Source organism: Spirochaetae bacterium HGW-Spirochaetae-1 (genome assembly GCA_002839375.1).
Taxonomy (GTDB): Bacteria; Spirochaetota; UBA4802; order UBA4802; family UBA5550; genus PGXY01.
Genome location: PGXY01000010.1, coordinates 187,546 through 213,414, shown reverse-complemented (window position 1 = coordinate 213,414; position 25,869 = coordinate 187,546). Strand labels below are relative to the sequence as shown.

Annotated in this window: 26 protein-coding genes and 1 tRNA gene; 11 read left to right on the top strand and 16 right to left on the bottom strand. The window is 45.3% G+C overall.

The window, feature by feature from the left end:
* Positions 1-124: 124 nt before the first annotated feature.
* From CVV44_19820 to CVV44_19810, 3 genes are all read left to right on the top strand, one after another.
* Positions 125-1,021 carry a hypothetical protein gene (locus CVV44_19820; protein ID PKL35777.1) on the top strand — a complete coding sequence of 299 codons (897 nt, stop codon included), beginning with the start codon at positions 125-127 and terminating at the stop codon, positions 1,019-1,021.
* Positions 1,022-1,993, top strand: a complete 972-nt coding sequence (locus CVV44_19815; protein ID PKL35776.1) for a hypothetical protein — start codon at positions 1,022-1,024, stop codon at positions 1,991-1,993.
* A 334-nt stretch (positions 1,994-2,327) separates the two neighbouring features.
* Entirely contained in the window at positions 2,328-3,749 is a 1,422-nt protein-coding gene (locus tag CVV44_19810) for a hypothetical protein (protein ID PKL35775.1), read from the top strand.
* On the opposite strand, the gene CVV44_19805 is transcribed toward CVV44_19810, so the two are convergent.
* On the bottom strand, positions 3,746-3,937 hold the full coding sequence (locus CVV44_19805) for a hypothetical protein (GenBank protein ID PKL35774.1): 192 nt from the start codon (positions 3,935-3,937) through the stop codon (positions 3,746-3,748). The two genes, CVV44_19810 and CVV44_19805, sit on opposite strands and share 4 nt — an antisense overlap.
* A gap of 311 nt (positions 3,938-4,248) precedes the next feature.
* On the opposite strand from CVV44_19805, the gene CVV44_19800 reads away from it, so the two are divergent.
* The gene (locus CVV44_19800) at positions 4,249-4,788 is read left to right on the top strand and encodes a hypothetical protein (GenBank protein ID PKL35773.1); all 540 of its coding nucleotides are present in this window, start codon (positions 4,249-4,251) and stop codon (positions 4,786-4,788) included.
* Between the two features lie 56 nt (positions 4,789-4,844).
* Here the strand turns inward: CVV44_19800 and CVV44_19795 are convergent, their stop codons facing one another.
* The 3 genes from CVV44_19795 to CVV44_19785 form a co-directional block, all read right to left on the bottom strand.
* Positions 4,845-5,723 (bottom strand): protease HtpX, encoded by an 879-nt coding sequence (locus CVV44_19795; protein PKL35772.1) that lies wholly within the window; start codon positions 5,721-5,723, stop codon positions 4,845-4,847.
* Positions 5,724-6,115: 392 nt separating this feature from the next.
* Complete coding sequence (locus CVV44_19790) at positions 6,116-6,334, bottom strand: prevent-host-death protein (GenBank protein ID PKL35771.1); 219 nt, start codon at positions 6,332-6,334, stop codon at positions 6,116-6,118.
* 1 nt (position 6,335) lies between these two features.
* Positions 6,336-6,728 (bottom strand): VapC toxin family PIN domain ribonuclease, encoded by a 393-nt coding sequence (locus tag CVV44_19785; GenBank protein ID PKL35770.1) that lies wholly within the window; start codon positions 6,726-6,728, stop codon positions 6,336-6,338.
* Positions 6,729-7,493: 765 nt separating this feature from the next.
* Between CVV44_19785 and CVV44_19780 the strand changes: the two genes are divergently transcribed.
* The 3 genes from CVV44_19780 (at position 7,494) to CVV44_19770 (ending at position 8,640) form a co-directional block, all read left to right on the top strand.
* Positions 7,494-7,724 carry a cysteine methyltransferase gene (locus CVV44_19780; GenBank protein ID PKL35769.1) on the top strand — a complete coding sequence of 77 codons (231 nt, stop codon included), beginning with the start codon at positions 7,494-7,496 and terminating at the stop codon, positions 7,722-7,724.
* Between the two features lie 458 nt (positions 7,725-8,182).
* Positions 8,183-8,443 carry a hypothetical protein gene (locus CVV44_19775; protein ID PKL35768.1) on the top strand — a complete coding sequence of 87 codons (261 nt, stop codon included), beginning with the start codon at positions 8,183-8,185 and terminating at the stop codon, positions 8,441-8,443.
* Positions 8,440-8,640 (top strand): hypothetical protein, encoded by a 201-nt coding sequence (locus CVV44_19770; GenBank protein ID PKL35767.1) that lies wholly within the window; start codon positions 8,440-8,442, stop codon positions 8,638-8,640. The genes CVV44_19775 and CVV44_19770 overlap by 4 nt, the downstream gene beginning before the upstream one ends.
* 224 nt (positions 8,641-8,864) lie before the next feature.
* Here the strand turns inward: CVV44_19770 and CVV44_19765 are convergent.
* The 9 genes from CVV44_19765 to flgG form a co-directional block, all read right to left on the bottom strand.
* Positions 8,865-8,937: transfer RNA gene (locus CVV44_19765), tRNA-Thr, on the bottom strand.
* A 197-nt stretch (positions 8,938-9,134) separates the two neighbouring features.
* Positions 9,135-9,701 carry a hypothetical protein gene (locus CVV44_19760; protein ID PKL35766.1) on the bottom strand — a complete coding sequence of 189 codons (567 nt, stop codon included), beginning with the start codon at positions 9,699-9,701 and terminating at the stop codon, positions 9,135-9,137.
* Between the two features lie 87 nt (positions 9,702-9,788).
* Positions 9,789-10,649, bottom strand: a complete 861-nt coding sequence (locus tag CVV44_19755) for a hypothetical protein (GenBank protein PKL35765.1) — start codon at positions 10,647-10,649, stop codon at positions 9,789-9,791.
* 61 nt (positions 10,650-10,710) lie between these two features.
* Complete coding sequence (locus CVV44_19750) at positions 10,711-11,055, bottom strand: hypothetical protein (GenBank protein PKL35764.1); 345 nt, start codon at positions 11,053-11,055, stop codon at positions 10,711-10,713.
* A 387-nt stretch (positions 11,056-11,442) separates the two neighbouring features.
* Entirely contained in the window at positions 11,443-11,838 is a 396-nt protein-coding gene (locus CVV44_19745) for a cell division protein (protein PKL35763.1), read from the bottom strand.
* Positions 11,839-11,848: 10 nt separating this feature from the next.
* Positions 11,849-12,853, bottom strand: a complete 1,005-nt coding sequence (locus CVV44_19740; GenBank protein ID PKL35762.1) for a flagellar biosynthesis protein FlgI — start codon at positions 12,851-12,853, stop codon at positions 11,849-11,851.
* Positions 12,854-13,483, bottom strand: a complete 630-nt coding sequence (locus CVV44_19735; GenBank protein ID PKL35761.1) for a hypothetical protein — start codon at positions 13,481-13,483, stop codon at positions 12,854-12,856.
* The gene (locus tag CVV44_19730) at positions 13,480-14,004 is read right to left on the bottom strand and encodes a hypothetical protein (protein ID PKL35760.1); all 525 of its coding nucleotides are present in this window, start codon (positions 14,002-14,004) and stop codon (positions 13,480-13,482) included. The genes CVV44_19735 and CVV44_19730 overlap by 4 nt, the downstream gene beginning before the upstream one ends.
* Positions 14,004-14,798, bottom strand: a complete 795-nt coding sequence (flgG, locus tag CVV44_19725) for a flagellar basal-body rod protein FlgG (protein ID PKL35759.1) — start codon at positions 14,796-14,798, stop codon at positions 14,004-14,006. The genes CVV44_19730 and flgG overlap by 1 nt, the downstream gene beginning before the upstream one ends.
* A 269-nt stretch (positions 14,799-15,067) precedes the next feature.
* Between flgG and CVV44_19720 the strand changes: the two genes are divergently transcribed.
* A complete protein-coding gene (locus CVV44_19720; GenBank protein PKL35758.1) occupies positions 15,068-15,760 on the top strand; it encodes a hypothetical protein in 693 nt (230 codons plus the stop codon).
* Positions 15,657-16,382: an adenylate kinase gene (locus CVV44_19715; GenBank protein ID PKL35757.1), complete on the top strand. Its 726-nt coding sequence runs from the start codon at positions 15,657-15,659 to the stop codon at positions 16,380-16,382. Before CVV44_19720 ends, CVV44_19715 begins: the two co-directional genes overlap by 104 nt.
* 47 nt (positions 16,383-16,429) lie before the next feature.
* Here the strand turns inward: CVV44_19715 and CVV44_19710 are convergent, their stop codons facing one another.
* Positions 16,430-18,253 (bottom strand): long-chain fatty acid--CoA ligase, encoded by a 1,824-nt coding sequence (locus tag CVV44_19710; protein PKL35756.1) that lies wholly within the window; start codon positions 18,251-18,253, stop codon positions 16,430-16,432.
* Between the two features lie 202 nt (positions 18,254-18,455).
* The gene (locus tag CVV44_19705) at positions 18,456-20,279 is read right to left on the bottom strand and encodes a long-chain fatty acid--CoA ligase (protein PKL35755.1); all 1,824 of its coding nucleotides are present in this window, start codon (positions 20,277-20,279) and stop codon (positions 18,456-18,458) included.
* Between the two features lie 451 nt (positions 20,280-20,730).
* Here CVV44_19705 and tatC point away from each other — a divergent pair, with 451 nt between their 5' ends.
* Positions 20,731-21,864, top strand: coding sequence for a twin-arginine translocase subunit TatC (tatC, locus tag CVV44_19700; protein ID PKL35754.1), 1,134 nt, complete (start codon positions 20,731-20,733; stop codon positions 21,862-21,864).
* A 115-nt stretch (positions 21,865-21,979) separates the two neighbouring features.
* The gene (gene pgk / locus CVV44_19695; GenBank protein PKL35753.1) at positions 21,980-23,164 is read left to right on the top strand and encodes a phosphoglycerate kinase; all 1,185 of its coding nucleotides are present in this window, start codon (positions 21,980-21,982) and stop codon (positions 23,162-23,164) included.
* Between the two features lie 99 nt (positions 23,165-23,263).
* Here pgk and CVV44_19690 read toward each other — a convergent pair whose 3' ends face one another.
* Positions 23,264-25,867, bottom strand: coding sequence for a pyruvate, phosphate dikinase (locus CVV44_19690; protein ID PKL35752.1), 2,604 nt, complete (start codon positions 25,865-25,867; stop codon positions 23,264-23,266).
* Between the last annotated feature and the right edge of the window lie 2 nt (positions 25,868-25,869).

Sequence of the window (25,869 nt, the reverse complement as noted above, 5' to 3'; positions counted from 1 at the left end):
TCAATTCCCGCATACAATTAATCCTTGACTCGAATGTCAATCAATTACATTATTTTCCGACAAACAGATGTTATAACTCCTTAAGAGTGTTTGCATGGACAAAATTAATTCAGGCACCAGGAATATGCTGGAAGATTCCCTGGTCAATTCTCTCAGTACCGATATAATGGCTGAAGCAGCGAGCCGCCTCATTCGCGGATACGATATTCACAAGCGTACCGGGATTCCCTATGGGGAAACGGTCTCGAAAAAGGATGCAGCGTCACGCGTCATTTCAGATATTGTAGAGGCCAGGCTCATCCCGCACTTCATAACGCTTCTGGTGGAAATGCAGTATATCGGCATTATGGGAAGAAAATATCCCATATCAAACCTTTCCAGCATCGTGAGGGAACTGCAAAAATACGGGTACATCTTTGACCAGAACAATCGAATTTTCATCGAAAACTCGAGGATGCGTATTACAAAAAACTGGGGTTTTCTCCGCGAAGGGCAGGAATATGTTTTCTCATTCCTCAGATTCGATATCATCGACAACACCCGGCTGGTACGGAGCTATCCTGAATCTAAAATCAAAAAGACCTTCAACGATTTCCATGCAATTGTCCGGGAATCCGTCACAAAGAGAAACGGCCGTATCTGGAATATGGAGGGCGACGGAGGACTGGCGGCTTTCCATTTTTCAGAAAGGAATCTTATGGCCACCCTATCCTCCATGGACATTCTTCATCGTCTTTTCATGTATAACCGGACAGGCAATAAACTGGGTGAACCGCTGCAGATACGCATGGCGGTGCATAACGGCCATTATGAATATTCCGACAGCATGAACACCATGCGTGAAAACGAGATTATAAAAACCGTGCATGATATAGAAAGCAGATATTCCGGCCCCAACAGCGTCACCCTTAGTGAAACAGTGAGCATCTATCTGGATTCCCTTCTCCTTGACCAGTTCCAGCCCATCAGAATCGATAGCAATAAAAATTATTTCAATTACAGCATAAGGATCGGAGACTGAATGGATCTGATTATCTCCACGGTGAGCGGCACTGTAAAAAAAGCGTTTAACAATGCCGCCAAAACAGGGGGACTGAAAGTCTCATGGTGCGATTCAGGCAGCATTATACAGACCGTGATGGAGTCGGAAGAAAATATTTTCATATATATTGACATTTCAGAAATGGACAACGATCAAACTATAGCTCTTACAAACACCCTGTCCAACAAAGCTCATGCCCGTTTCGGTATTATTGATCCCCATGGCAACGTCGAAGATATTGCCGGCCTGTTTTTCCGAGGGGCCAGCGATTATATTGGAAAGGATATGTTGAAAAAGGGGCTTTCGCCCGATCGTCTGAAAAAAGCCGCAGAATTCAGAGGGGAAGCCAAAAAATACGACACAACCGCAGCTAACGGTAAAAAAAAATTCATTCTCTCGGGAAAAGACTGGCAGAATATCATGGAGAACAGGGAATACACTTTCTGCTTCATGTTCATCATGCTGGAAGATCAGGATATCATAGGGAAAAAACTCGGCGACGGTCACCTGCAGAAGGTTCTGGATGCTTTTATGGGCATCGTCGCTGAAAAAGTTTCACACGTAAACGGAAAATTATGGCTGTGGTCCGAATCAGGCGGCCTGGTTCTCTTCCCCTTCGATGGGAAGCGGTGTGAGTGCATAAAGCTCTGTATAGAGATGACCCTGGACAGAAAAATATTCAGCTTTGAAGATTTTGAATTCAATACGCTCATTAACTTCAGAACCGTTCTTCATCTGGGCAATACAATGTACCGGAAAAAAGGAGACACGGGAAACATCATCTCTGACTCCATCAACGCTATTTTTCACCTGGGCCACCAGGCCGATCCCGGCAGCTGCATCATCACCGAAGAACTGTTCGATTTCATTCCGCCTGGACTGGAAGACCTCTTCATCGACGGCGGCACATTCGAAAAACGGCGCATCAGGTGTCTGAAAAAATTTTTATGATGTAATAAATTATGAATCCGCTGCAAATAAAAGACCGTTGCCGCCGGGGCCTTCTGAAATACACACGAAAGGCCTTTCTGAGCATTCCGCCTGTCGATAATGCCGAAATACTCGATATCGGCTGCGGCACAGGCGTCCCCACCCTGGAGATCACCTCCCTTGACAAGGCCCTGCAGGGATTTTGACCGCGTATTAGCCGGAGAAATCCAGGAGCTCGACATGTACCGCCGTGCCCCATCCCGGTTCCGATCGATCTATTATGTTTTGAGGAAAGACAATGACCTGCGGCGCCAATAAATGTATTGACATATAAGGAAATTCATTATTGACTGACATGTCACTCAATATCGCATTCCCAAGGAGAGTACAGGTGAAAAAAGATTACGTTATTCCCGTTCGTGAAAAACTGGCCTATGGCATGGGAGACCTGGCAATCAACATTGCCTATGGCTCCATCGGTTTCTATATGCTATGGTTCATGGTCAATGTGGGCGGCATTTCGCCGGGCAAGGCCGGTGCCGTGTTCATGCTCGCCCGGGCCTGGGACGCTATTACCGACTACTTCATGGGCAGGATTTCCGATCGAACCACCTCCCGCTGGGGACGCCGCAGACCCTATATTCTTTTCGGCGCCATTCCCATGGGCCTGTGCTTTGCCTTTCTCTGGTTCGTACCCCAGGCCTCGGAGACCTGGCGATTCTTCTATTACCTGCTGGCCTTCATCATATTCAATACGGCATTCACTGTTGTAGCCGTTCCCTACAGTTCCCTCATGGCCGGCATGACCCAGAACTACGACGAACGCACGAGCCTCTCGGGATTCCGCATGGGCTCTTCCTTCGTTGGCACTCTCATCGGTGCAGCCGGAGTAACCCTGCTTGTCGATGTAATCTTCACCGATTACGCAAAAAGCAGCAGTTTCTTTTTCATGGGAATGATATTCGGGCTTCTTATAGTGGGCCTTCTGTTCATTACAGGCGCGGGAACAAAGGAGAGGACAAAACTTACCGATCAGGCCTACGAAGGTTTTTTCGAAACCATCGCTTCCTTTTTCAAAATGAAGGAGTTCAGGGTAGTGCTGGGAATGTTTCTTTTCAATATGATCGGATTTGACATCATCATGGCCACCTTCTTCTTTTTCATTTCCGATGTCATACAAGTAGAAGGCGACGCAACAATATATATGGCCATCCCCCTCGTGGTTGCAGTCATGGCTTCGCCGCTGTGGATTTACCTGGGCAACAAGCTGGGCAAAAAGAAGGCCTATGCCATTGCAGCCGCGTATTTTTCCGTTTCAATGCTGGTATGCCTCTTTATTCCCCGGGGAGATGTCAATACGACCATCGTATTATGCGCTCTTGCCGGTATCGGTATTTCGGCATCACAGATTATTCCATGGTCAATCCTTCCTGACGTTGTGGAAATTGATGAACACCGGAACGGCGTGCGCCGCGAGGGAGCTTTCTTCGGTATATCGACCTTTCTATATAAAGTAGCCTCGGCCCTGGCCATTGCCGGAACAGGAGCGATTCTTGATATATTCGGCTACATAAAGGCAAATCCCGATGAAACCGTGGCAGCAGTGCAGAAAATCGTTCAGCCCGAAAGTGCCCTCCTGGCCATACGCGCCCTTATAGGTGTGGCGCCCGGGATATGTTTTATCATTTCGGCCGTGTTTGTGACTATCCTTCCAATCACCAAAGAGAGCTTTGACAAAATCAGGAAAGACCTGGACGATCGCAAGGCCGGTTCTTAAAGAATGGTTTTTACTCTCCCCACGGACCCGTCCTGGAGGCGGACTTTGATGCCGTGGGGATGGGTCGGGGAGTTTGTCAGGATATCCTTAACGATGCCCTCGGTAAGCTTCCCTGAAGCCTGGTCCTTCTTCAGAACAATGGCAACCCGGATTCCTGTTCTTATGTCCGAACGCTTTGTTCCGTCCATATCGTTACCTGCCGTTTAATTCTTTTTCCCGGATGGCACATCCCACAACCCTGGTCGTTCCCCCGCTGGCACTGTGTGTTACATGCTGCTGCTGACGCTTCCAGTAATTGCAGATGACATATCCTGAAGTATAGCTTATGTGATGTGGGCATTTGATGCAGTTTTCAATATTCATTTCATTTTCCTCAATATGGAGAACACAAGTCCGATATTAACGCTTTTTTGTCAAGAAGGTATCTTCGACTTTTTACCACCACTGCAGTATAATTCTCGACAAAGGAGTCCATTTCTTCGATAAAGGCACAAAGCTGATGTCAGAATACAGTAACAAAAGAATAAATCCCTGCAGACCCGGTCATGGCGCTTCCTGCGCCCTGTGCTGCGGCAGCCATAACTACAACATGCCGCAGGAGCAGCTGGAGGAAATGTTTTATGCCAGGGGCCAGAAAGAACCCAGCCGTCCCCTGAAACACCCCGAAGAGGCTGAAAGGGAAAAACTTTTCAGGGATGCCATGCAGTGTTCCCATATGGGAATACTGCCCGACGAACCGGGAATCATGGGATGCCTGATTTACGGGGAGCAGGACCCGGGGCATCACATGGAATCATTTATCACGGGAACCTGCCGCAACTTCTACTGCCCGGCCTGGGAAAATCTCACGGACCGCCAGGTACTCTTTGCCGCCCGACTTATGGGTGACTGGTACTGGTACAGCCTTTTAATAAACCATGTCGAGGCTCTTCTCCGTATTTTTTCCCAGTACGAAAATCCCGAAGATATTCCCGATGAGGAACTCGAATCGTTGAAAGAAGAACTGCTTGAACGGCTTTATGATGAGGATGGGAAGTAAAACAGGTTTTCAATAACTGAAGGGCGGAATTCCGCCCTTCGTATTTTTGTATTATCCTACAAACTTCTGAGCCTGGCGATACGGTCTTCCAGGGACGGGTGCGTTGAGAACAGTGACACCCTTTTCGTAGAACTGATCTTTGCCATGGCAAAGGAATCCTTTACCTGGGGAACACCGGCCATTTTCTGAAGCCTCTGTAGTGCGGAAGCCATGGCCGTCGGTGATGTGATGCGCGCCGCGCCTGCATCGGCCCGGAATTCACGGTACCGCGAAAAAGCCGCCAGGGGAATGGACGCCAGGAGCATGAGCACGGTCTCCAGGGCCATGACCGTCATGATATAGCCGAAAAATCCCAGTCCGCCCTCGCCGTCATCACCGCGAAGAAAGCTGTCAAGAAGCTGGGCAATGATTCTTGCCAGGAACATAACCAGGGCATTGGCCACTCCTGTCAGCAGCGTCATGGTCACCATATCGCCGTTTGCGATGTGACTCACCTCATGGGCAGCCACGGCTTCAACCTCGATTTTTTCCATGGAAGACAGCAGTCCCGTTGAAAACGCCACCAGAGATTTCTCTTTCGAGGGACCCGTGGCAAAGGCATTGGGTTCTGCCGACTTGTATATCCCCACCTCAGGAACGGCAGGAAGACCGGCCTGACGCGACAGGCGGACCACCATGTCATAAATCTCACGTCCACGATGATCCTGCGTGGAGCCGTCAACAAGCTGAATATTATAGGCCCTCTTGGCCATCCACCGGCTCATGGCCAGGGATATAAAGGCACCGGTCATACCGAAAACGCCGCTGAAAACGGCAATCCCCCAGGCGCCCTGTACCCGTATGCCCAGCATGGGCAGAACGATATTCAATATAAGACTCACCGTGAGTACTACAAGCATATTGGTGAGCAAAAACAAGCCGATTCGTTTGAGCATGGATATTCTCCTTATCACATTGATTCTATGGAACAGTTGCAAAATGCGGTCCGAAGGCCGCCCTCTGAAGTTTTCTGTCCAATTACATGCAGTCGGTAATACGGAAACAAACAGGTATTCCGGTTACACTGTCCACACTAATTTTTTATACCCGACAGGGATGTTTATATTCGGTCATTGGAGGCAAGTCGTTTCCAGTGTAAATTATTTTACAATGTAATGTTCCCAGGGCTGTTATACATAAAGGTATTGGCGCCCTTTACGGCCGAATCGCCGAAGGGTACGAGGCTGTTGTCCTTATTATACACAACTCGTCATGCGGTGCGGGTCATCGCAGGTGTAACTCTGTTCCGTGGTGACATTGCCCTCATTCGTGATGGTGAAGTCCTTGTTTACTTCTCCCTGCCTTCTCTTATAATATCAACAATTTCCTGCGATGAAATGTTCGCTTTTATAGTCGGGACATCCAGCGGAGAAGATACATCTTTCTCCGGACTCAGGGCAAAGGTCCTTCCGTCTTTTCTTCGAATCAAGACTTTACCTGTATGCTCCGCCTGCTTCAAAACTGAGGCGAGTTTTTGTCGTGCTTCAGAATATGTATAAACGCGCATCTTAAACCTCCAGCGTCTCAATCTTTATTTTTCGGGCAGCCAATTTCAATTTCTGATCCAGGGTAAGCAGGGGAGATTTATATTTTATTGCACAATCAAGAATGTAGGCATCGTATGCATATATATTTTTCGTTTTTGATAATTTAAGGACATTGAAAAAATCAATTTCAACATACCTGAGTGGAATGCTGTTGAATATTGATACTCCTTTTTGAGCCTCTTTTAGCGTGAGCCTGTTTTGCTTGAACATGGCTGAAAAAGCATTGCCGATCTCCCAGGGGATTGAGCCGGGTCCAATCAGAGTATTTCCTGCAGTCAGTTCAATAATTTTATCCCGCTCAGGCTCACCCACGATTACCGCAATTAAGGCCGATGTATCTATCGTTATATTCATATTATACGTTCAGTATTATTTATCAGACAATTGTACAACAGCAAGAAAGAATGTCAAGTGAAAGATTCCTTACAATATAATCTTGAACTTGGGGTTGTGATTTTTAGGTTCTCCCCATTATATCATTGACAAATATGCAGGTAGTTACTATCTTTTAATGCACAGGAGTACATTATGACTATACATGATATCCTTGCTATCATCGGTCTTTTAAGTGGTATCTATCTGGTATATCGCGGAACGGTCATGCGCCTTGAAAAACAGATTGATCAGCGAATAGAAAAGAAGACGCGAGAACTGCTCCATAATGATAGATAAGATTATCCGCATTCTGGGATTCTTCGTTATTGCGCTAACCCTGACTTATCTATTATTTGACTATACCGGCATCTTTCAAATTATCGTTGATGTAATTTCAATAGCAACAGGCATCCTGGCTCTTTATATATGTCTGACAAACAGAGAATAGCTTTACTTCTCCACTTCCTGTTAGATATAAACCCCGCTTTTGCCAATGCATTTAAAGTCTCTCACCACATTGAGTATATGACAATCACTGGTGGACAGCCACAATGATTTCCTACATTTTAATGAATCTTTGGGCCATATTTGGACAACGCAGAGGTTTCAAAGAATCACCTCCCCCTAAAAACAAATAACCCCTGATTTAAAAAAACATCTTTTTTACTTTACACTTTAAACAACTTGCATTTAATTATAAACATCATTGCACAATGAATATTGATTTATACTTCGGAGATAAAAATGAATATACAGGATATAAAAAATATGACTGCTTCCGAAAGAATTCAGACAATGGAAGCTATCTGGGACTCACTGATCTATGAAAACAAAGACATTGAAACACCCGCATGGCATGAAGAAATAATCGAAAACCGCAAGAAACGAATTAAGAGTGGAAATGCTCAATTCATTTCACTTTCTGACCTTAAAACGAAGTATAATAAATCAATATTAAAGATGTCTATATTTTAGACGAAACGGCTGCTGATTTAGAAGATGGAAAACTGTTCACAGTATCATTTCTGATATTGAGTCTCTGGTCCTATATGCAGGCATTCATAAAAAAGTATATGACTTGTTTCAAATGTATTCAAAACGCTTCCCCTATGCTATTTATTACGATATGAATAATCAAAGCGTCTATGTGATAGCTATTTTACCTATGCGACGAGACCCGGCATTGATTTCACAAATATTGGGTGATAGGAATTCATAAATCCCCGCTCTCTCTGTTGGCCCTTATTACAAAGAAGCCTTTTATTCCTTTATAAAATAATGACTAATCTTGACCGTGCAAAAATCGTGCAAACCCTCCACCGGCACCGATGCTGTTGTCAACGCTGAAGCTATTTTTCATGCTTTAAAAATATTTATTGACTATTTCCATAATATTGTTAACTTTATTTATCAAGTAATGACAGTTAAATAAAATGAATCATTCGAAATTCGAGCTTACAAAACATGCTGCTGATGTTATAGAGGAGCGACAAATTTCTTTAAAATTGATTGAAAGGGTTATTGATAATCCGGGTTTGATCATACCGGATATGGCTGATAATGATTTAGAGCATTTATTATTAAAAATAGAAGAATACGACAACAGGATTCTGAGAGTCATAATCAATAGAAATTATTCTCCACTAAAGGTTATAACAGCATATTATGACAGGACTATGAGAGGGAAACTATGAAGATAAAAATTGACGAAAAAGCCGACGCACTTTATTTGCGGATAGATGATTCTGTCATAATCGAATCGGAAGAAGTTATGCCAGGAGTGATTCTGGATTTTAATAATAATAATCAGGTTATAGGCGTGGAAATTCTTAATCTATCAAAACGGTCGTCTGCTATAAATTACCATTCTCTGCAATATGAGATAGCATAAGGGATATCTGCGCTACCTCTTTGACCGGCTGCCTGGTGCTTCTTTAAAAGAACAGCTCCGGGCACTGCCCCCTGATTTGGCCATTATTACAAAGAAGCCTTTTATTCCTTTATAAAATAACGACTAATCAAGACCGTGCAAAAATCGTGCAAAACCTTCACCGGCACCGAACACACACAGTCCCTTAAAAACAAATAACCCCTGATAAATTCAGGGGTTACATGAGCCAACGATCCGAATTGAACGGACGACCTGCTCATTACGAGTGAGCTGCTCTACCGACTGAGCTACGTTGGCGTTTCTTTTTGATACAGTGAACATTTGTTGAAATGAGCCGTAAATTTCAAGACAATTCCTGTCTTCAAATCGTTTTTTTACTGTTATTTACTCTACTCAGAAAAACCATGTATTACTATAATTTTTGAACCCCCACCGAGGGTGGCGCCTGCCATTGACTGCACCCCCCCGGGATTCCTTCGCCGGGGGCCGTACGTCTATTTAAACACCTTCGAAAGCGGAATTTCCGTAATATCAGCGCCCTTTTTTTCAACATTCACGCGCCGGATGAGAAAACTCTTCCTCGCCATGGATTTCAGCGCCGATATGTTCTGGGCAATGCCTGTCTCGAATATCTCTATGGAAAAATCAAAAAGACTCAGGGCCTCGAGAATGGTCTCCACGTTTTTGCGGGCAACGGGTTTTACCACGCTCTCCTGCCGGTAGCTGCCGCCGAACAGTCCCAGGCAGGCGATATGCGTGCAGCCCTTTTCCTGGAGGCCCGTGCGCAGAGCCGATACTTCCTTGAGGGCTACATCGACCTTTTCATTGCGGGACCTGATCATATGGTTTATGCCGAACCAGACCTTCCCGCTTTTATCCTGGCCCGCGAATATCACGGACACGCAGGGACCGAGAATGAGATTGATGATATGGCTGTCGTCGGCGATGACGGTTTCTTCCATCTTGACGGTTTTGATCTTTTTCTTCGACGCCTCGGCATCAAAAACGCCGACCAGGTTTTCCCCTTCTTTCGGCGTATCTTTATCTTTTTCTTTCTGCATGATATTTGAGCGCCTGTTTCCGTTTCAGTTTTTCAAATCTTTTATATGCCCATACCGATACCCTGTCAATATAAAAACAGCCCCGGTTCAATAACTCTGTTCCGTGCCAAAGGCCCCGCGCCCCTCGACGGGAATAAAATTGTACTTCCCGTAGACGCGCCTCAAACCGTCAGTCACCTCCCGTGCCGTATCATATAACGTTTTCAGCCCCTTCCCGAGATACGAAGACCCGGCATCCACGAGGAACTGTTTCGTGCCGCCTTCGGGCCTCAGGGCCTTGATATGCCCGCCATGCGTCGGGACAAAATTGAAGGGTTCGCCGCGAAGGCTCATGACAGTTTCCTCGTGGGGCTTGGTGCCGATGGAATAAAAAAGAGGATTGTGTCCCTTCGTGGGAGGAATCATGGCCACATAGGTTACATGGTCTCCCACCTTCAGATCATCCAGTATTTTTCTGAAAGTCTCCTTGCGCTCCTTATCCCAGTTGACCTCCACTTTAAAGCGCCCTATCCTGAACTTCTGCTGGAGAGGAATAAAAAGATTCTGAAGCTGGTCTGTCTTTTCCAGATGCAGTATATGGGCCGGGGCATAGGCCGTGCGTACAAAATAGTCAATGGCGTTCTGGATATCGGTATTCTTCCTGTACAGCGGCCAGTTTGATATGATTTCCATGGCCCGCTGCGAATCCCTGTCTTTGCCGAAGGTCCCTCGGTAGCAGTATAGCTGTTCGTCATTTCTCAGCCGCATGATGCCGGCAGTAGCGAGGAAGGAGCAGCCCGCACAATCTACGACATTCACCACGATGAGATCACCGCCGTCATCGCGGTTCATGAAACAGCCCTGCTGATCCTTGACACCGGAAACCCTGCGTATTACCGAACCCCGCTCCAGTACGCCGGGATCTTGAACGGGATACAGAATATCTTCACTCAGCAGCTTCTCGATCATCGCTCTTCTTTTGCCGGCATCTATACTGAACAATCACGCGCGCCGCTGTATTCCCCGTTTATCAATCCTGTTCCTTTAACATGGTTTTGGGACAAAGCGGTTTCAGAACACGTTTTTTCTGCTCCACAACCAGGGACAGGTTAAGCAGTTCCTGGTACCAGTAGGAACCCGTTGGATGGTAATATCCCCGCTCATCTCCCACGGTATGATAGGTCCGCCGCGCCGTTACATACTCCGCCGCAGCCTTGTCCACGACGCCGCAGTCATTGCCCGGTATCGCCGTGCATTCAGTTCTGCATTTTTTTACGAGGCCGTCCGTTTCCTTATCTTCACCGGAAAAGAGCAATGATCCCGCCGCACCTAAAAGTATAAATACCATAGAAAGAATTAATACAAACCGTGTCATAACATGCCTCCTGTTTTGATTCCTTCCCTTATTGAAAGGTTTACATCCCGGGTCAGATTGAGTTCATTTTTCATACAATTTTCACAACTGATTATTATACTGCAGGAGAATAAAGATGTCCATACAATTTTATGCAAAACTCTATCAACGAGACTATTAATTCTTCTTCAGAAAAAGATGCCCCGGACGTAAAGATGGAAGTAATAATACATTAACAGAAGAAGATACCAGAAATAGAGGGAAGATGAGACCCCGGCATCGATACCTTAGGATTGCATAAAAGAACTGTTGCCACCCCTGGGAGGGGTTTATAATTTTCTATTTTTCTTTCAAGTCCCCCTCAGGGGGATTTAGGGGGATAAGGGGTAATTATGCTTATTTTGCCGACTATATCTTGGAACTCATTTCCTTATACAGCATGGTAGCCAGGCCCAGGTTTGCGTTTTTCGACATTTCAAGGGAGTATTTATCATAAAGCATATCCTCGAAAATATCTTCGGCAAAACCGCCATGGATCCAGCCCGTCTTATGAACCGTGCTGCGCATTTCCTTCATCATCTTCGCGACAAAGAGAGACTCCATTTCCACGCAGACATCCATGAGTTTTTTATCGACGACCTTTTTCCCGCCGGCATCACTTTTCTGAAGCTCAACGGTCTCACGCAGCGTTTCCTGAAAATCCTTCTTGCCCGCGGCCCTCTCGGCCTTTTCTTTAAAAGCGGCGTCTCTATTTCCCCGGGCACTGTCGAGTATCTGGTTCTGCAGCATGGTGGTGTCGATCATTGCTCTGCTCCTACTTGATTATGAGTTCCGCGTGAAGAGAACCGGCGTCCTTCAGCGCCTTCAGTATCGCTATAATATCGCCGTTTGAAGCGCCCATGGCATTCAATGAATCAACCAGGTCCTTCACCGTTGTTGCTTCCTTGATTTCTGCCGCCGCTCCTTTTTTTTCGGAATCTTCTATCTCCACGACCAGGCCTTCACGGCTCACGAATGCCTCGGATATCCTGATATTGCCGCCGGCCACGATAGTCCCGTCTTTTTCATTTATCACGACACGGGGCCGGTCACTGGGCGCCACTTCCATATTCTCGATGGTGCCGATGAATTCCGGCAATGGAATCTTCTCGATAATCTGCAGTTTGATCTTTCCGTCGGCAGTCATCTCGGGTGCCGATGCCGGATATTTTTTCTTTATAACCTTTATGATCCGGTCTGCCTGACCATAGTCGAAGTCGTGGAGAACCAGGAATATTTTATTGTCAGTGATAATTTCCGGCGAGAGGTCCCGCTCGATGACAGCGCCTCGGGTCAGTATTGCAACAGTCTTCACGACCTTTTCCTTTCCAGTCTTCCGCGGGAATTCCAGCCTTCCCTGCGCAGCAGCATAGGTGTTCCCATCGGCGCCGAGCAGCGATGATTGAACGAGGATTCCCCCTTCCAGGGATTTGGCGTCTCCGATTGATGACACGGTTATATCGATTCGGTCGCCGATTCTCACAAAGGGAGGAAGTTTGGCCGTGAGAAGCACGGCTGCCACGTTCCTGGTTTTCGTATCATCACTTTCAAGTCCCAGGCCTTTCAGAAAATTTTTCAGTGATGATTTCGACAGGGATGTCTTGGAATCACCGGTTCCCGGGAGTCCCACTACAAGGCCGTAGCCATAGATCTGGTTTTCCTTCAACCCATCGATGGTCACGATGTCACGGAGCTTTACCGTCACCTCAGCCATTAGCGCCGACGAGACCGGGAAAACAACCGCAACAGCGAGTAGCATATGTATGATATTTCTTTTCATTTATCGTGTCAGCTCGTTTATCATTTTTTCAAGATAATCAATTATAAGCCGCTGCTTTTCCGCTTCCGTCAGCGACACCTGGGCATTCTCTCCTTCTTTCAGAGCAGGGCGCTGGAGCCTCAATCCCTCGCGGGTGCTGCGGATCTCTATTCTAAAATTTGCCACTTTATCGGAATCGACGTTTCTTCCCTTCACCAGGACGGGATCAACGAGGCCCGTGACTGTTACAGTGCTGGCAGCTCCATTAATTGCGTACACCCTCGTACCCCCCAGGGTAAATTTACCGTCGGGCGTTCTGTTCTGAAGCTGTGCCGCAATGGTAAAATTAAATTTGCCCTTTTCGCCGAACTGTGTCGTATCATCGCTCTTCATGGCCTTGGTGCCGTTCACCTTGGGCAGGAAACCCGTGATGGTGAGATCAGGACTTGACGTAAGCGATGACGTTACGGTGTTCTTCAGATTTATAGTGAACTGCATGGCCGAAATATCCAGGACATTGACGACAATGATATCACCCACGTTTAGATTTCCCGCTGAGGCAAAATTATTTTTATTCACCCAGATCGTTTTCCCCTGGAGGCTTGAAAAGGATATGATGCATGCCATGATGAATATGATTTTGCTTTTCATAGTTCTTTCCTGACCGTGTATCGGTCAATAATCCTGGCCGACATTGCCCTGCCTTTCACTTTTACCTGGATTATCTCTCCGGCCTTTCCCTTTTCCATGGCGATACCGCCCGTCTCTATACTGATCCCTTTTAATGAATAAAACACCCGTACAGGTGCTCCTTTCTGAATCAGCTCTTCACTTTCTTCTTCTGTTTCAGCAGACGGTTCCTTGTCATGACTTTGAAACACCCTGACAGCACTGCCGAAGATCACGGGTTTTTCGCCAACCATGGTCTCGACCAGGCGGGCTACTTCATCCTTACCGATTAATCCATTTTTCATTAAGGAGGGTCCGATCTCCAGGGCCTCTATGCTTTGCCTGAGACCATCCCTGGCCTCCACAGTGCCTATATCCGCCACGCTTATTTTCTCACCGATGATATCGGCCCGTGAAAAAAGATATATCTTAACCGCGGCATCAGCGCCAACAGCGCAGAACAGCATAAAAAATGCAATAATGCCCCGGCCCAAAAATCTCATTATCGCTTCAGGCCTATGGCCGTTCCCAGCATGGAATCGGAAGCCTGGATTGCCTTAGAATTCACTTCATAAGCCCTCTGTGCCACGATCATATTGACCATCTCTTCAACGACCTTCACATTGGACATCTCAAGAAAACCCTGGTGTACCTTGGCCAGTCCGTCCATTCCCGGCTGTCCGGCAATTTCCTCACCCGAGGCTGGAGTCGTCTTGTACAGATTTCCACCGATGCTGCTCAAACCTGCCGGGTTGACAAAGCGGTAGACTTCCATCTGGCCCACCTCAACGGAATCTTCTTCTCCTACCAACTTCACGGTAACGCGGCCGTCCTGGCTTATCGAAAGAGTGTTCATAATAAAATTTTCCGGAAGAACCAGCGGCGGCTCCAGCAGATATCCATTGGCGGTAACAACCTGCCGGTTAGAATCTATCTTGAAGGCCCCGTCTCTCGTATAAGCCATGGAACCATCATAAAGCTGTATTTTAAAGAATCCTTCTCCTTCCATGGCAAGGTCCAGCTTATTTTCCGTGGACTGAAGGCTTCCCTGCTCGAACATTTTCTGAGTCGCTGCCACCTTGACACCGTGTCCTACCTGAATTCCCGTGGGGACCTCTGTTACTTCCGTTGCAGGCGTACCGGCCATGAGGATCGTGTGGTACAGGAGATCTTCGAATTCAGCCCTCTGCTTTTTGAATCCCGTAGTATTGACATTGGAAAGGTTATTGGAAATGGTATCGATATTAAACTGTTGTCCCACCATTCCCGATGCTGCTGTCCACAAAGATCTCATCATATGGGGTTACCTCTGTATTATTAGTCTGTGCTGATCAAGTCAGTATCGGGAAGCACTTCTGCCTGTTTTCAGGCCAAATATCCCGACCAAATAACTTAAAACAACTATAAAAAACAAACTATCCTTAATAATCAAATTGATAAAAAAAATATTTGACTCACTTTCATACTACTACTATTTTCGGATAAAATCCCGGGGGCCTGAAGATGAAAAGGCCGCAGGGAGAATTAAAAATCATATATCGGACATAAAAAAAGAGGTTTATTTGCATGAAAAAACACAGCATTTTTATTCTCACACTCCTGCTCGTGGCGCAGGTTCACTGTGCATCGTCACAATCCGCACTGGAGGACCGGATCATTGATACATCGGGCGCCGATGATATTACCATCATGAACGGGACAGCGGAACTACACTGGTCCGACGGCTCATTGAAAGCGACAGGCACAATTAAAAACGGTCAGAGACACGGAAAATGGACCTATTTCCATGAAGGCACTGAAGGGAAAAAAATCATGTATGAAGGCACCTTCATATATGGTAAAAAAAACGGGATATGGATATCCTACTTTAAAAACGGCAATAAGCAGATTCGGGAAACATATGTCAATGATACACTGCACGGTTCCCGCCTAACTTTTTATGAATCAGGCATGGTCCACAAGGAAGTCTGGTACCGGAATGGAGTAAAAAACGGCAAATTCCAGGAGTACTATGAAGACGGGAAGCCCATGGAAATCTGCTGGTATATCAATGATGAAAAACATGGCCAGTCAAACCAGTACTATCCCAATGGCATGAAAAAGGCCATCGGCAACTACGAGAAGGGTTTCAAGTCGGGCAACTGGACCCTGTTTAATGAATCGGGTGTCATTCAGTCGCGGGGAACATACCGTGATGATCAAAAAACCGGGACATGGACCTACTTTGACGAAAAGGGAAAAGCCATTGAACTCCAGTAAAAAAATCGTACTCATAGGCCCTCCCGGCTGCGGTAAAGGGACCCAGGCCTCGCGCATCCGGGAGACCTTCAGTATCCCCCATATATCCTCGGGCAACATACTCCGCGACGAGGTCCGGCGTGGTACTGATTTTGGCAGACAGATAAAGGAGTTCATGGATCGTGGAGAAATCGGCCCTGTGGAGCTCATTACCGAAGTAATAATGAATTATCTCGGAGAAAACTGCCCTTCCGGGTTTCTATTCGACGGCTTCCCCCGGGCCCTGTATCAGGCGGAAAAACTGAAAGAACGGCATAACATCGATGCGGCAATCCTTATATCCGTACCCGATGAGGATATAATTAAAAGAATAACGGGCCGCAGAACCTGTACAGCCTGTAGTGAGATCTTTCACGTCGAGTACAATCCCCCGGTAAAGCCCCATATCTGCGACCGCTGCGGCGCCCCCCTTATCCTGCGTGATGACGATAACAGGGAAACCGTTCAGAACCGTCTCTCTGTTTATAGAAATCAAACCATGCCCGTGATAGAATTCTACAAGAAGGAAGGACTGCTTCGCGAGGTAGATGGAGCAAAAGAACCGGCGGCCGTTTTCCAGGATATAATGAAATTATTTTCGTGATATAAAATTGCGGGGGCGAATCTCTTCGCCCTCCGCAATCCGAACATCTATTCCATATCAGGCGGGTACAGGCCCTCAATCTCTTTTGCGTACTTGCTTTCCACGACCCGGCGTTTTACTTTCTGACTGGGGGTCAGCTCTCCGCCATCCTGAGTCCATTCCGCATCAAGAAGTTTAAATTTTCTTATCTGCTCGACACGTGAGAATTTACTGGTGAATTTATTGATTTCCCCCGCAACAAGCTCATTGACCTTCTCATTGTTCATGAGGTCCTCATTACTGGCAAAGGTTATCTCATTTTTCTTGGCCCACTTTTTAATTTCATCAAAGGTGGGCACGATGAGTGCCGAAAGATACTTCCTCCTGTCTCCGATGACAGCAACCTGCTCGATAAAACGAGAAGATTTCAGCTCATTCTCTATATTCTGGGGAGAGATGTTCTTTCCGCCGGCCGTAACAATGATGTCCTTGATCCTTCCCGTAATGGCAAGCCGACCCGTATTATCAATTACACCCACATCGCCGGTCCTGAAGAATTTATCCTTGGTAAAGGCTTCCTTAGTGGCCTTGGGATTCTTATAATATCCCACCATGACCTGACGACCCTTCAGGAGGAGTTCTCCGTCATCGGAAATTTTTGCCTCGGTCTGGGGTATAGGATGTCCCACCGTACCCGGCTTAATTTTCCCGGGGCGGTTGAAGTGGGTCACGGGTGAAGTTTCGGTAAGGCCGAAACCCTCCAGTATCTGTATTCCCATCCCGATGAAAAATTCCGCGTCTGAAACGCTGAGCGGTCCGCCGCCTGAAATGGCATACCTGAGTTTATCAAGTCCCAGGGCGGTTTTAAGCTTGGAAAAAACCAGCTTATCCATCAGGTTAAAACGCTTGGCAAAAAGCCCTGATCGGGACTTATTGGCGCAGGCATAGGGAAGATTCTTCTGTGCAGTTTTTGAAGCGAAATTGAATATGGCTTTCTTCAGCCCGGGAGCGTCGGAGACCTGTGAAAGAATACCTGCATGAAGTTTCTCGTAAATCCTGGGTACGCTTATAATAATCGTGGGACGCACTTCCTTGAAATTATCCAGCAGCGTGTTGATGCTTTCCGCGAAGGCAACAGTGGCACCGATATAAAGCGGGCCGTAATATCCCGTAGTCCTTTCAAGTACATGCGACAGAGGCAGAAATGAGAGAAACAGATCGTTCTCCGTTATTTTCCCCGCCATCTCGCTGAAGATATTTTCCGCCTGCGATACAAAATTATCATGTGTCAGCATAACACCCTTGGGATTTCCCGTTGTGCCTGATGTATACATAATCGTGGCCAGGTCTTTCGGCTTCACATCGGCTAAACGTTTATCCAGCATGGTCTTGTTTTTAAAGGCCTTTCCGGCCTCGAGTGCTTTGGTAAATGTTATCACATCGGTTTTTTTCTGGCTCGTCTCGTTGAAAACAACCAGCTTCTTCAGCTTTTTCAGCTTCTTCTTTACCTTCAATACCCGGGCAAGATGATCCTCGGTGGACACCAGACACGCTTTGGATTCGGAATTTTCCAATATATAAAGCGCCTCTTCCGCGGAATTGGTAGAATAAATAGGTACATTTATAGCACCTACACTGAGAATAGCAAGATCTCCCACCCACCATTCATAGCGGTTTTCAGAGAACAATCCGACTTTATCGCCTTTTTTAATACCGATGGAAAGGAGATAATTTGCAAGAGCCCTCACCATGTCGTTCATCCCACTCCAGGAGATGCCGGTATAGATACCATCTTTCTTATACAGACAGCATGTGCGATCGCCATATTTTTCAGCCCGTAGCTGAGCAATGGCAGGAATTGTGTTTTCTTTAAGCTTCACTTGTTTAGCCATTAAGACCTCCAGGTTAGTGCATAAATTATTGGGGAAAAGTGAAAAACAAAAAATAAATACTATGATGCAGATTATTTTATTTTGATTATGAGAAATTTTATTTATAATTTATGGTAATGTCAACCAATAATTTTTATCATTCAGAAACAAAAAAAAGAGAGCGGCAATTACCGCTCTCTTTTTTCCAATATAGAATAATATTCTAATCTTCGTCAAACATACTTTCAATCTCAGTTCCGTATTTCTCTTCTATGACACGCCGCTTAACCTTCAGTGAGGGTGTGAGTTCACCGCCGGCCTGGCTCCATTCACTGACCAGGAGCTTGAATTTGCGAATTTGCTCCACACGGGCAAAACTAGCCATATATTTTTTAATCTCTTCACCAATTATTGCTAAAACCTGCTCATTTTTGATAAGCTCCTCTTCTGAGCCGGCCGCAATGCCGTTTTTCTTCGCCCATTTCTTGAGTTCGTCAAAAGAGGGCACAATAAGAGCTGCAAGATATTTCCTCCGATCGCCGATGACCGCCACCTGTTCAATAAAACGTGAGGCCTTCAGAGCATTTTCGATATTCTGGGGAGAAATATTTTTTCCGCCGGCAGTGACAATGATATCTTTGATACGGCCCGTGATTGACAGATATCCATCCTGATCAATCACCCCGATATCCCCGGTTCTGAAGAATCCGTCCTTAGTAAAAACCTCCTTGGTTGCCTGAGGATTTTTATAATACCCTTTCATGACCTGCGGTCCTTTGAGGAGTATTTCGCCCTCATCGGAAATCTTTACGATGGTATCCTTGAGAGGAGGTCCAACCGTGCCGAGTTTTATAAGCCACGGCCTGTTTACATTTGTTACCGGCGTAGTTTCGGTAAGGCCAAATCCCTCATAGATTTTAAATCCCATGCCTATGAAAAATTCTGCATCAGTTACACTGAGCGGTCCACCGCCCGAAATCGCTATCTTGAGCCTGTCAAGACCCAGGGCCTTTTTCAGGTTGGAAAAAACAAGCTTATCGGCCAGGTCATATTTTTTGGCAAAAATACCCGTCCTCGGTTTATTCTGGCAGTTGTAAGGAATATTTTTATGTGATTGAGCCATTGCCCAGTTGAAAATTTTCTTTTTTATGGGCGGAGCATCGGCTATTTTTGAAAGAACGCCGGCATGAACCTTTTCATATATCCGGGGAACGCTCACCATGGCTGTGGGACGTATGGCAAGAAAGTCTTGCATCAGAGTTGTAGATACGTTCTCCACAAAAGCAACCTTTGATCCCTGGTAAATGGGCAGGTATAATCCAATCGTCCTTTCCAATGAGTGGGAAAGGGGCAGAAAAGAGGCAAATGTATCATCGGGAGTAACCATGTCTTTAAAGTCATCGACGCTCTGCTTTGTATTAGACAGGAAATTATTATGCGTCAGCATAACGCCCTTGGGATTTCCCGTTGTGCCCGATGTATAAATGAGCGTAGCCAGATCTTCTCCCTTAATGGCTTTCAGTCTCTTGTCAAAATCAGCCTGGCTTTTATACTTAGCTCCTTCCTCTAAAGCCTGGGCCATGGTTATCACACCCGCTTTCTTCTTTTTCATTTCATTAAAGATGACTATAACACTCAGCTTGGGAAGCTTTTTCTTTACCTTGAGAACCCGTTCGAGATGATCCTCTGTGCTGACAAAGCATATCTTCGAATCTGAATTGCTCAGTATATACTGAGCTTCCTCGGGCGAATTCGTGGAATAAATTGGCACATCCGTTGCCCCTACCGACAGTGCGCCAAGGTCCGTCACCCACCATTCATAGCGGTTCTCGGCGAAGATTGCCACTTTCTCGGCTTTTTTAATTCCCCTCGACATGAGGAAGCACCCGATATTCCTGACCATCGTGTTCATGTCATTCCAGGAAATATCAGTATAGACCCCATCTTTTTTATAGGCTACACAGGCCCGGTCGCCAAACTTTTCGACCTGATTCTGAAACACAGCCGGCATAGACTTTTCCTCAAACTTAGCCATTTCCCCCTCCATAGTTTTATATTTTATGTGTATTATATATTAATTGTAATATATCTGTGTGCAAAATAGAGATTTTAAAAACCAATCGCGGCAGTCAGAAGCAGGATACAACCTGATATACATAAACACATTCATATCAGTCAATTCCGGTTGAATACAAATCTTCATGTCAGGGTATACGGGCCTGCCGTCACGAGACCCGTCTTTAAATATTTTTTATTGAATATGATCATTCTTTGTCAACTAAGATATTATAATTTAAATAAAAATATTTCCATAAAGAGTACTTAACTTTCATAACCATATAATTTCTATTACATTCTAAAATACTTGACATATATGCTTCCAGTGTGGATACATCATCCTCATTAACTGGCATTTTGATTGTTGTCATTCATCATAGCAGTTAGATATGGGCAGTTACTTTATATCATTTTGATCATCTGGTTTCAGGAGATATACTTTGGCTGATAAAATTAAAAAAACCAAAACGACAAAAACAGGCGGGCAGAAACCCAGTACAGCTCCCTCAAAAAAAACTAAAACTCCGGCGACAGATGCCAAAGGTAAAAACGTAAATAAAAAAGCTGGAAAAAAACCGCGAGTGAAATCTCCAGGGGTTAAAAAGGCTTCTCCATCAAAAAAAACGACCCCCGTGGCAGTCCTGGAATCAAATGAAAATAAAGAGATTACTATTCGCGGGAAAAAAAGGCAATCGGAAGATACGCGGACCGATGCACTGCCGGTAAAGAAAACCAATGATAAAAATTCCGCCAAGGCCTTAACCCGCGCAAAGAAAAAAGCCCCGGAGGAAAACCTGCCGGCAACAGTGGAAGACGAGATCGACCCCGAAGCCCTGCACAGGGGTGATATGCCCATGAGCCTCGTTGATCATCTCGAAGAATTCCGGTCACGCATTCTTGTAATTCTCGGCACCTTGATTGTACTGACTGCCGTGGGAATATCTTTCTCCGATTATCTCATAGAATTCATCAACAGACCATTCCCGACCAGTCAGAAACTGCATGTATTCAAACTCCTGGGCGGATTTTTGATCAGGCTCAAGGCCTCGGCGGTCGTGGCGCTTCTTCTCACCATTCCGCTCATATTCTACCATGCATGGAAATTCATTGTTCCGGCCATCAACAAGGAAGACCGAATGTTCTCCCGCATGACCCTTCTGGCCGCCATTCTGCTTTTCTATGGAGGGATGGCATTTGTGTTCTTTGGGCTGATACCATTTGTTCTGCAAATACTTATCCAGTTCATTCCCCCCGATATGCAGAGTACCATCGGGGCCGATGATTATCTGAGCTTCATCCTCCTCTTCAGCCTCGCCATGGGTTTCCTTTTCGAACTTCCCATAGCTGTATTGATATTGACTCGCATGGGCTTACTGACCCCTCAATTTCTTATCGCAAAAAGGAAAATAGCCATAGTTCTTTGTTTTCTCATCGGCGGAATTATAACGCCCCAGGATCCCTTTTCCATGTTCTTCGTAGCTGTTCCCCTGTGGTTTCTCTATGAAATATCAATTTTTGTTTCCCGATTCGTACTGGTAAGAAAGAAAAAGCGTGAACTAAGAAATCAAAATTGACCTTGACCGTATTGCTTTTTAACTTTATATTCAACATGAAAATAGAATTCATATTGTCATTTTTTCATTTTGAATAATTTGAAATAATTTTATAATAATCGAAGAGGTTATTCTCATGACAATTAAATACATCGACCAGATTGATGTCGCTTCAAAAAAAGTTATGCTGAGAATGGATTACAATGTACCCTACGACAGCGATATGAACATCACGGATGATACGAGAATTACCGCCACCATCCCCACCATCAATTACTGCCTGGAGCGCGGCAGCAGGATCATTCTTGTATCCCACATGGGCAGACCGAAGGGGAAAATTGTTCCTTCCATGAGCCTGGCACCTGTGGCCAAAAGACTATCAACAATCCTTAAAAAAGACGTGAAATTTATCACTGACCCCATAGGCGATAGCGTAAAAATAATCATCGACGCCATGAAGGATGGGGAAATCGTCCTTCTTGAAAACATCCGCTTTTATCCCGAGGAAGAAAAAAACAATGAAGATTTCGGCAAGCTGCTGGCCTCTCTTGCCGAAGTATACATCGACGACGCTTTTGCCGCCGCTCACCGGGGACACGCATCGAATGAAGCCATAACACGCCATATAAAAACGTGTGCCGCGGGATTTCTTCTCAAGGATGAAATTGAATACTTCAAAAAAGCCATGACCGATCCGGTTCATCCCGTCGGGGCTATTATCGGCGGAGCCAAGGTCTCATCAAAACTCGATGCACTGAAAAATATTCTCAATAAGGTCGACTTCATTATAATCGGCGGGGGCATGGCCTTCACCTTCCTCAAGGCCCAGGGATATTCCGTAGGTAAATCCCTCCTTGAAGAAGAACTGGTTGAAACTGCCAAAGCCATCCTTGATGAAGCAAAAAGCAAGAAGGTTGATATTCTTCTTCCCATTGATATCATCGCAGCGCCTGAATTTAAAAATGAATCACCGTCAAAAACAGTTGCCGCAGACAAAATCCCCGATGACCACATGGGACTAGATATCGGGCCCGAGACAGTAAAACTTTTTTCCGAAAGGATCAAAAAATCGAAAACCATAATCTGGAATGGGCCCATGGGTGCCTTTGAAATGCCCAGTTTTTCCCGGGGCACCAACTCTATAGCCGGTCTTCTTGCCGAAACCGACTGCCTCAGCATCGTGGGCGGCGGCGACAGCGTAACTGCCGTCAATCAGGCCGGAGTCTCGGACAAAATATCCTATATATCCACGGGAGGCGGAGCATTCCTTGAACTCCTGGAAGGGAAAATTCTGCCGGGAGTTGCTGCGCTCGACAAGTAAACAATTGCCGGTTGTCTCACAGAAAATAAAAGAAACCGTCTGCTATAGTGCATGACGGTTTCTCCAGTTATTTGCAGCATATACAATTCAATTTTTATTCTATTTTTCTTCAACCTTTCTTGCAATATTGATCTGCGCTATCGCCAGCTTTGCCAGTGGAATAGAGTACGGTGAAGAAGAAACATAATTCAAACCGGCATCCATACAGAATTCAATATTGCTGGGATTTGCTCCGTGCTCGCCGCATAGACCCATTTTGATATCAGGCCTGGTAAGCCTTCCCCGAAGCGATGCCATCTCAATAAGCTCCTTCACTTCCGGTCCCAGAACGTTAAAGGGATTGTGCTTCATGAGGTCATAGAGAGAATAATCGGGAAAGAAAGAGTTTGAATCATCCCTTGACAAGCCATATGTTGTCTGCGTCAGGTCATTTGTTCCAAAACTGAAGAACTCGGCATATTTCGCGATATTGCCAGCTCCAAGTGCAGCAGCAGGCAGTTCTATCATCGTTCCGACATGATATTCAAGGTCATCAACACCATATTCCTGGCACACCTCATTCTTGATATCATTAATGCCCTTGACTTCCTTTCCTTCTATTTTCTTTCCATTTTTAATAAACTTGATTTCCTGCTCGCTCATTACAATGGGAATCATAATCTCCGGTTTAACTTTTACCCCTTCTTTTTTCAGCATGCATGCAGCTTCAAATATGGCCTTACACTGAATCTCATAAATTTCAGGATAGGTAATAGCCACGCGGCAGCCCCGGTGTCCCAGCATGGGATTCATTTCTCCCAATTCTTCACAGCGTGATTTAATATCCGCCGCTGACATTTTTGAATTACGGCTTTGCATATATTTTAAAAATTCTTTCATACTGGCATCGCTTCTTGGCAAAAACTCATGCAGAGGAGCGTCCAGGAGACGGATGGTGACCGGTTTCCCATCCATTATTTTAAAAAGATCATAAAAATCCGATCGCTGCATGGGCCGAAGGGCTTCAAGGGCTTTTCGTCGTTCTTTCTCATCAGAAGCGATGACCATTTCCCTGAACTTCATGATTCGCTTTTCATTAAAAAACATATGCTCAGTCCTGCAGAGCCCGATTCCGGTGGCATTGAATTCCTTCGCCACTTTCGCGTCCCTGCCCTGATCAGCATTGGCCCGTACATTAAAAGTTGTAACAAATTTTTCCACTATTTTCAGGAAATCGAACAGACCGTTTTTCTTAAAATCCGGTTCGATGAGCTCAACTTTCCCAAGATAAATGGTTGGCTCTTCATAATACGGAACATTTATTGAGATGTATTCTCCTTCCTGAATACTCTTCCCGCTAATTGTCAGAGTATTTTTACCGATCTTCATATCAGGCTGAACCATTGCAACCTTTCCAAGGCTCCTTGCAACAACAGGCGCATGAGACGAGAACCCCCCCTCACAGGTAATGACGCCCTTGGCCACTTCAATGGCCTTGACATCCTCGGCATATGATGAAGGAAGAATGAGGATCATATTAGTGTCTTCCCCCTTCATGATAGCCTTTTTATACTCCTCCAGCAATTTCGGTGTAGAAAAATAAATTTTGCCGATTGCTGCACCTGTAGATCCGGCTATACCACCTTTAATGGACTTGATATTCTTAATAGTCCTGGGGTCGATGACGGGATGAAGTAGTTCGTTCAGTTGATTAGGTTTTATGGTTTTTATAAGTTCGGTTTCAGTAATAACTTTCCGCTGACATAAATCGAGTAGTGTTTTAATCTGTGACTGCGTGGATTTTTCATCCACTTCACGCTGTTCAACAAGCCAGAAATCCTTTTCTTCAATGGTAAACTTAATATCGCGGATCTCGTGAAAATTATCCTCAACCTGCTGCGATATCTGTGTGAATTTATCAAAATAATTCTTATCAATCTTCTGAATATCTTTAGCTTTGCCTCTGACAAGGTCAAATTCATTCTGTAGATATTCCCCCTGTATTTCCTTGTCGCCGGTTATAATATTCCTGGTGTAAAAATTTCCCGCATACGAGTGCTGACCGAAGTTTCCATAAACCATGGCCTGAATCATTATGGAGAGCGAATCATCGACATCAATTTCCGAGTCGCAGTATTTCGATGATGCCTGTTTTAATATCAGACTCAACTGGTCATAAACGTCGAGCTCAAAATCACCCTCATATTCTTTAAGAAATCTATCAATTACCTTTTCCAGATCTTCAACCCTGGGTTTAGGAGGTAATTTGCCTTCAATCTTTTTAATCGTCTCTTCATCGATATCAAGAAGATTTTTCCCTATACTTTTCAGGAGGAAAATAAATTCTCCATGGGCAAATGCCGGATCAGTAAATTTTGCGAATCCCTTAACCGTATCAAAATTCATCCCTATATTGTGGATCGAAGGAAAGTAAGGAGTATTAAGATCGGAACTAAGTACTACCTTAAGCATCAACGGCTTCTGAGGATCGCCGAATTTCTTTTTTGTTTCTTTTTCGATATTGGATATATGTGTTTTTACGATTTCTTTAAGATTAACCTGCGGAAGTTTTTTTGTCAGCTGCGAATCTATTATAAAACCGGGAGCGATGGGCAGTCCCATCATGGCAAGATCAACAGCCCTTTTCCCTCGTATCCCCAGCCTCTGACGGATTTTTTCATCAAGCCCCTTTATGTCTTTGCTAAAATATATGATGTTTTCCATGA

What these genes read in the sequence shown, in the direction of transcription:
- CVV44_19735 (PKL35761.1), bottom strand. Translation starts at nt 13,483, where the DNA reads ATGAAAAGCAAAATCATATTCATCATGGCATGCATCATATCCTTTTCA.
- CVV44_19750 (PKL35764.1), bottom strand. Translation starts at nt 11,055, where the DNA reads ATGACACGGTTTGTATTAATTCTTTCTATGGTATTTATACTTTTAGGT.
- CVV44_19705 (PKL35755.1), bottom strand. Translation starts at nt 20,279, where the DNA reads ATGGAGGGGGAAATGGCTAAGTTTGAGGAAAAGTCTATGCCGGCTGTG.
- pgk (PKL35753.1), top strand. Translation starts at nt 21,980, where the DNA reads ATGACAATTAAATACATCGACCAGATTGATGTCGCTTCAAAAAAAGTT.
- CVV44_19770 (PKL35767.1), top strand. Translation starts at nt 8,440, where the DNA reads ATGAAGATAAAAATTGACGAAAAAGCCGACGCACTTTATTTGCGGATA.
- CVV44_19715 (PKL35757.1), top strand. Translation starts at nt 15,657, where the DNA reads ATGAATCGGGTGTCATTCAGTCGCGGGGAACATACCGTGATGATCAAA.
- CVV44_19810 (PKL35775.1), top strand. Translation starts at nt 2,328, where the DNA reads ATGTCACTCAATATCGCATTCCCAAGGAGAGTACAGGTGAAAAAAGAT.
- CVV44_19710 (PKL35756.1), bottom strand. Translation starts at nt 18,253, where the DNA reads ATGGCTAAACAAGTGAAGCTTAAAGAAAACACAATTCCTGCCATTGCT.
- flgG (PKL35759.1), bottom strand. Translation starts at nt 14,798, where the DNA reads ATGATGAGATCTTTGTGGACAGCAGCATCGGGAATGGTGGGACAACAG.
- CVV44_19805 (PKL35774.1), bottom strand. Translation starts at nt 3,937, where the DNA reads ATGGACGGAACAAAGCGTTCGGACATAAGAACAGGAATCCGGGTTGCC.
- CVV44_19730 (PKL35760.1), bottom strand. Translation starts at nt 14,004, where the DNA reads ATGAGATTTTTGGGCCGGGGCATTATTGCATTTTTTATGCTGTTCTGC.
- CVV44_19690 (PKL35752.1), bottom strand. Translation starts at nt 25,867, where the DNA reads ATGGAAAACATCATATATTTTAGCAAAGACATAAAGGGGCTTGATGAA.
- CVV44_19745 (PKL35763.1), bottom strand. Translation starts at nt 11,838, where the DNA reads ATGATCGACACCACCATGCTGCAGAACCAGATACTCGACAGTGCCCGG.
- CVV44_19800 (PKL35773.1), top strand. Translation starts at nt 4,249, where the DNA reads ATGTCAGAATACAGTAACAAAAGAATAAATCCCTGCAGACCCGGTCAT.
- CVV44_19795 (PKL35772.1), bottom strand. Translation starts at nt 5,723, where the DNA reads ATGCTCAAACGAATCGGCTTGTTTTTGCTCACCAATATGCTTGTAGTA.
- CVV44_19790 (PKL35771.1), bottom strand. Translation starts at nt 6,334, where the DNA reads ATGCGCGTTTATACATATTCTGAAGCACGACAAAAACTCGCCTCAGTT.
- CVV44_19820 (PKL35777.1), top strand. Translation starts at nt 125, where the DNA reads ATGCTGGAAGATTCCCTGGTCAATTCTCTCAGTACCGATATAATGGCT.
- CVV44_19815 (PKL35776.1), top strand. Translation starts at nt 1,022, where the DNA reads ATGGATCTGATTATCTCCACGGTGAGCGGCACTGTAAAAAAAGCGTTT.
- CVV44_19740 (PKL35762.1), bottom strand. Translation starts at nt 12,853, where the DNA reads ATGAAAAGAAATATCATACATATGCTACTCGCTGTTGCGGTTGTTTTC.
- CVV44_19720 (PKL35758.1), top strand. Translation starts at nt 15,068, where the DNA reads ATGAAAAAACACAGCATTTTTATTCTCACACTCCTGCTCGTGGCGCAG.
- CVV44_19760 (PKL35766.1), bottom strand. Translation starts at nt 9,701, where the DNA reads ATGCAGAAAGAAAAAGATAAAGATACGCCGAAAGAAGGGGAAAACCTG.
- CVV44_19775 (PKL35768.1), top strand. Translation starts at nt 8,183, where the DNA reads ATGAATCATTCGAAATTCGAGCTTACAAAACATGCTGCTGATGTTATA.
- CVV44_19785 (PKL35770.1), bottom strand. Translation starts at nt 6,728, where the DNA reads ATGAATATAACGATAGATACATCGGCCTTAATTGCGGTAATCGTGGGT.
- CVV44_19780 (PKL35769.1), top strand. Translation starts at nt 7,494, where the DNA reads ATGAATATACAGGATATAAAAAATATGACTGCTTCCGAAAGAATTCAG.
- CVV44_19755 (PKL35765.1), bottom strand. Translation starts at nt 10,649, where the DNA reads ATGATCGAGAAGCTGCTGAGTGAAGATATTCTGTATCCCGTTCAAGAT.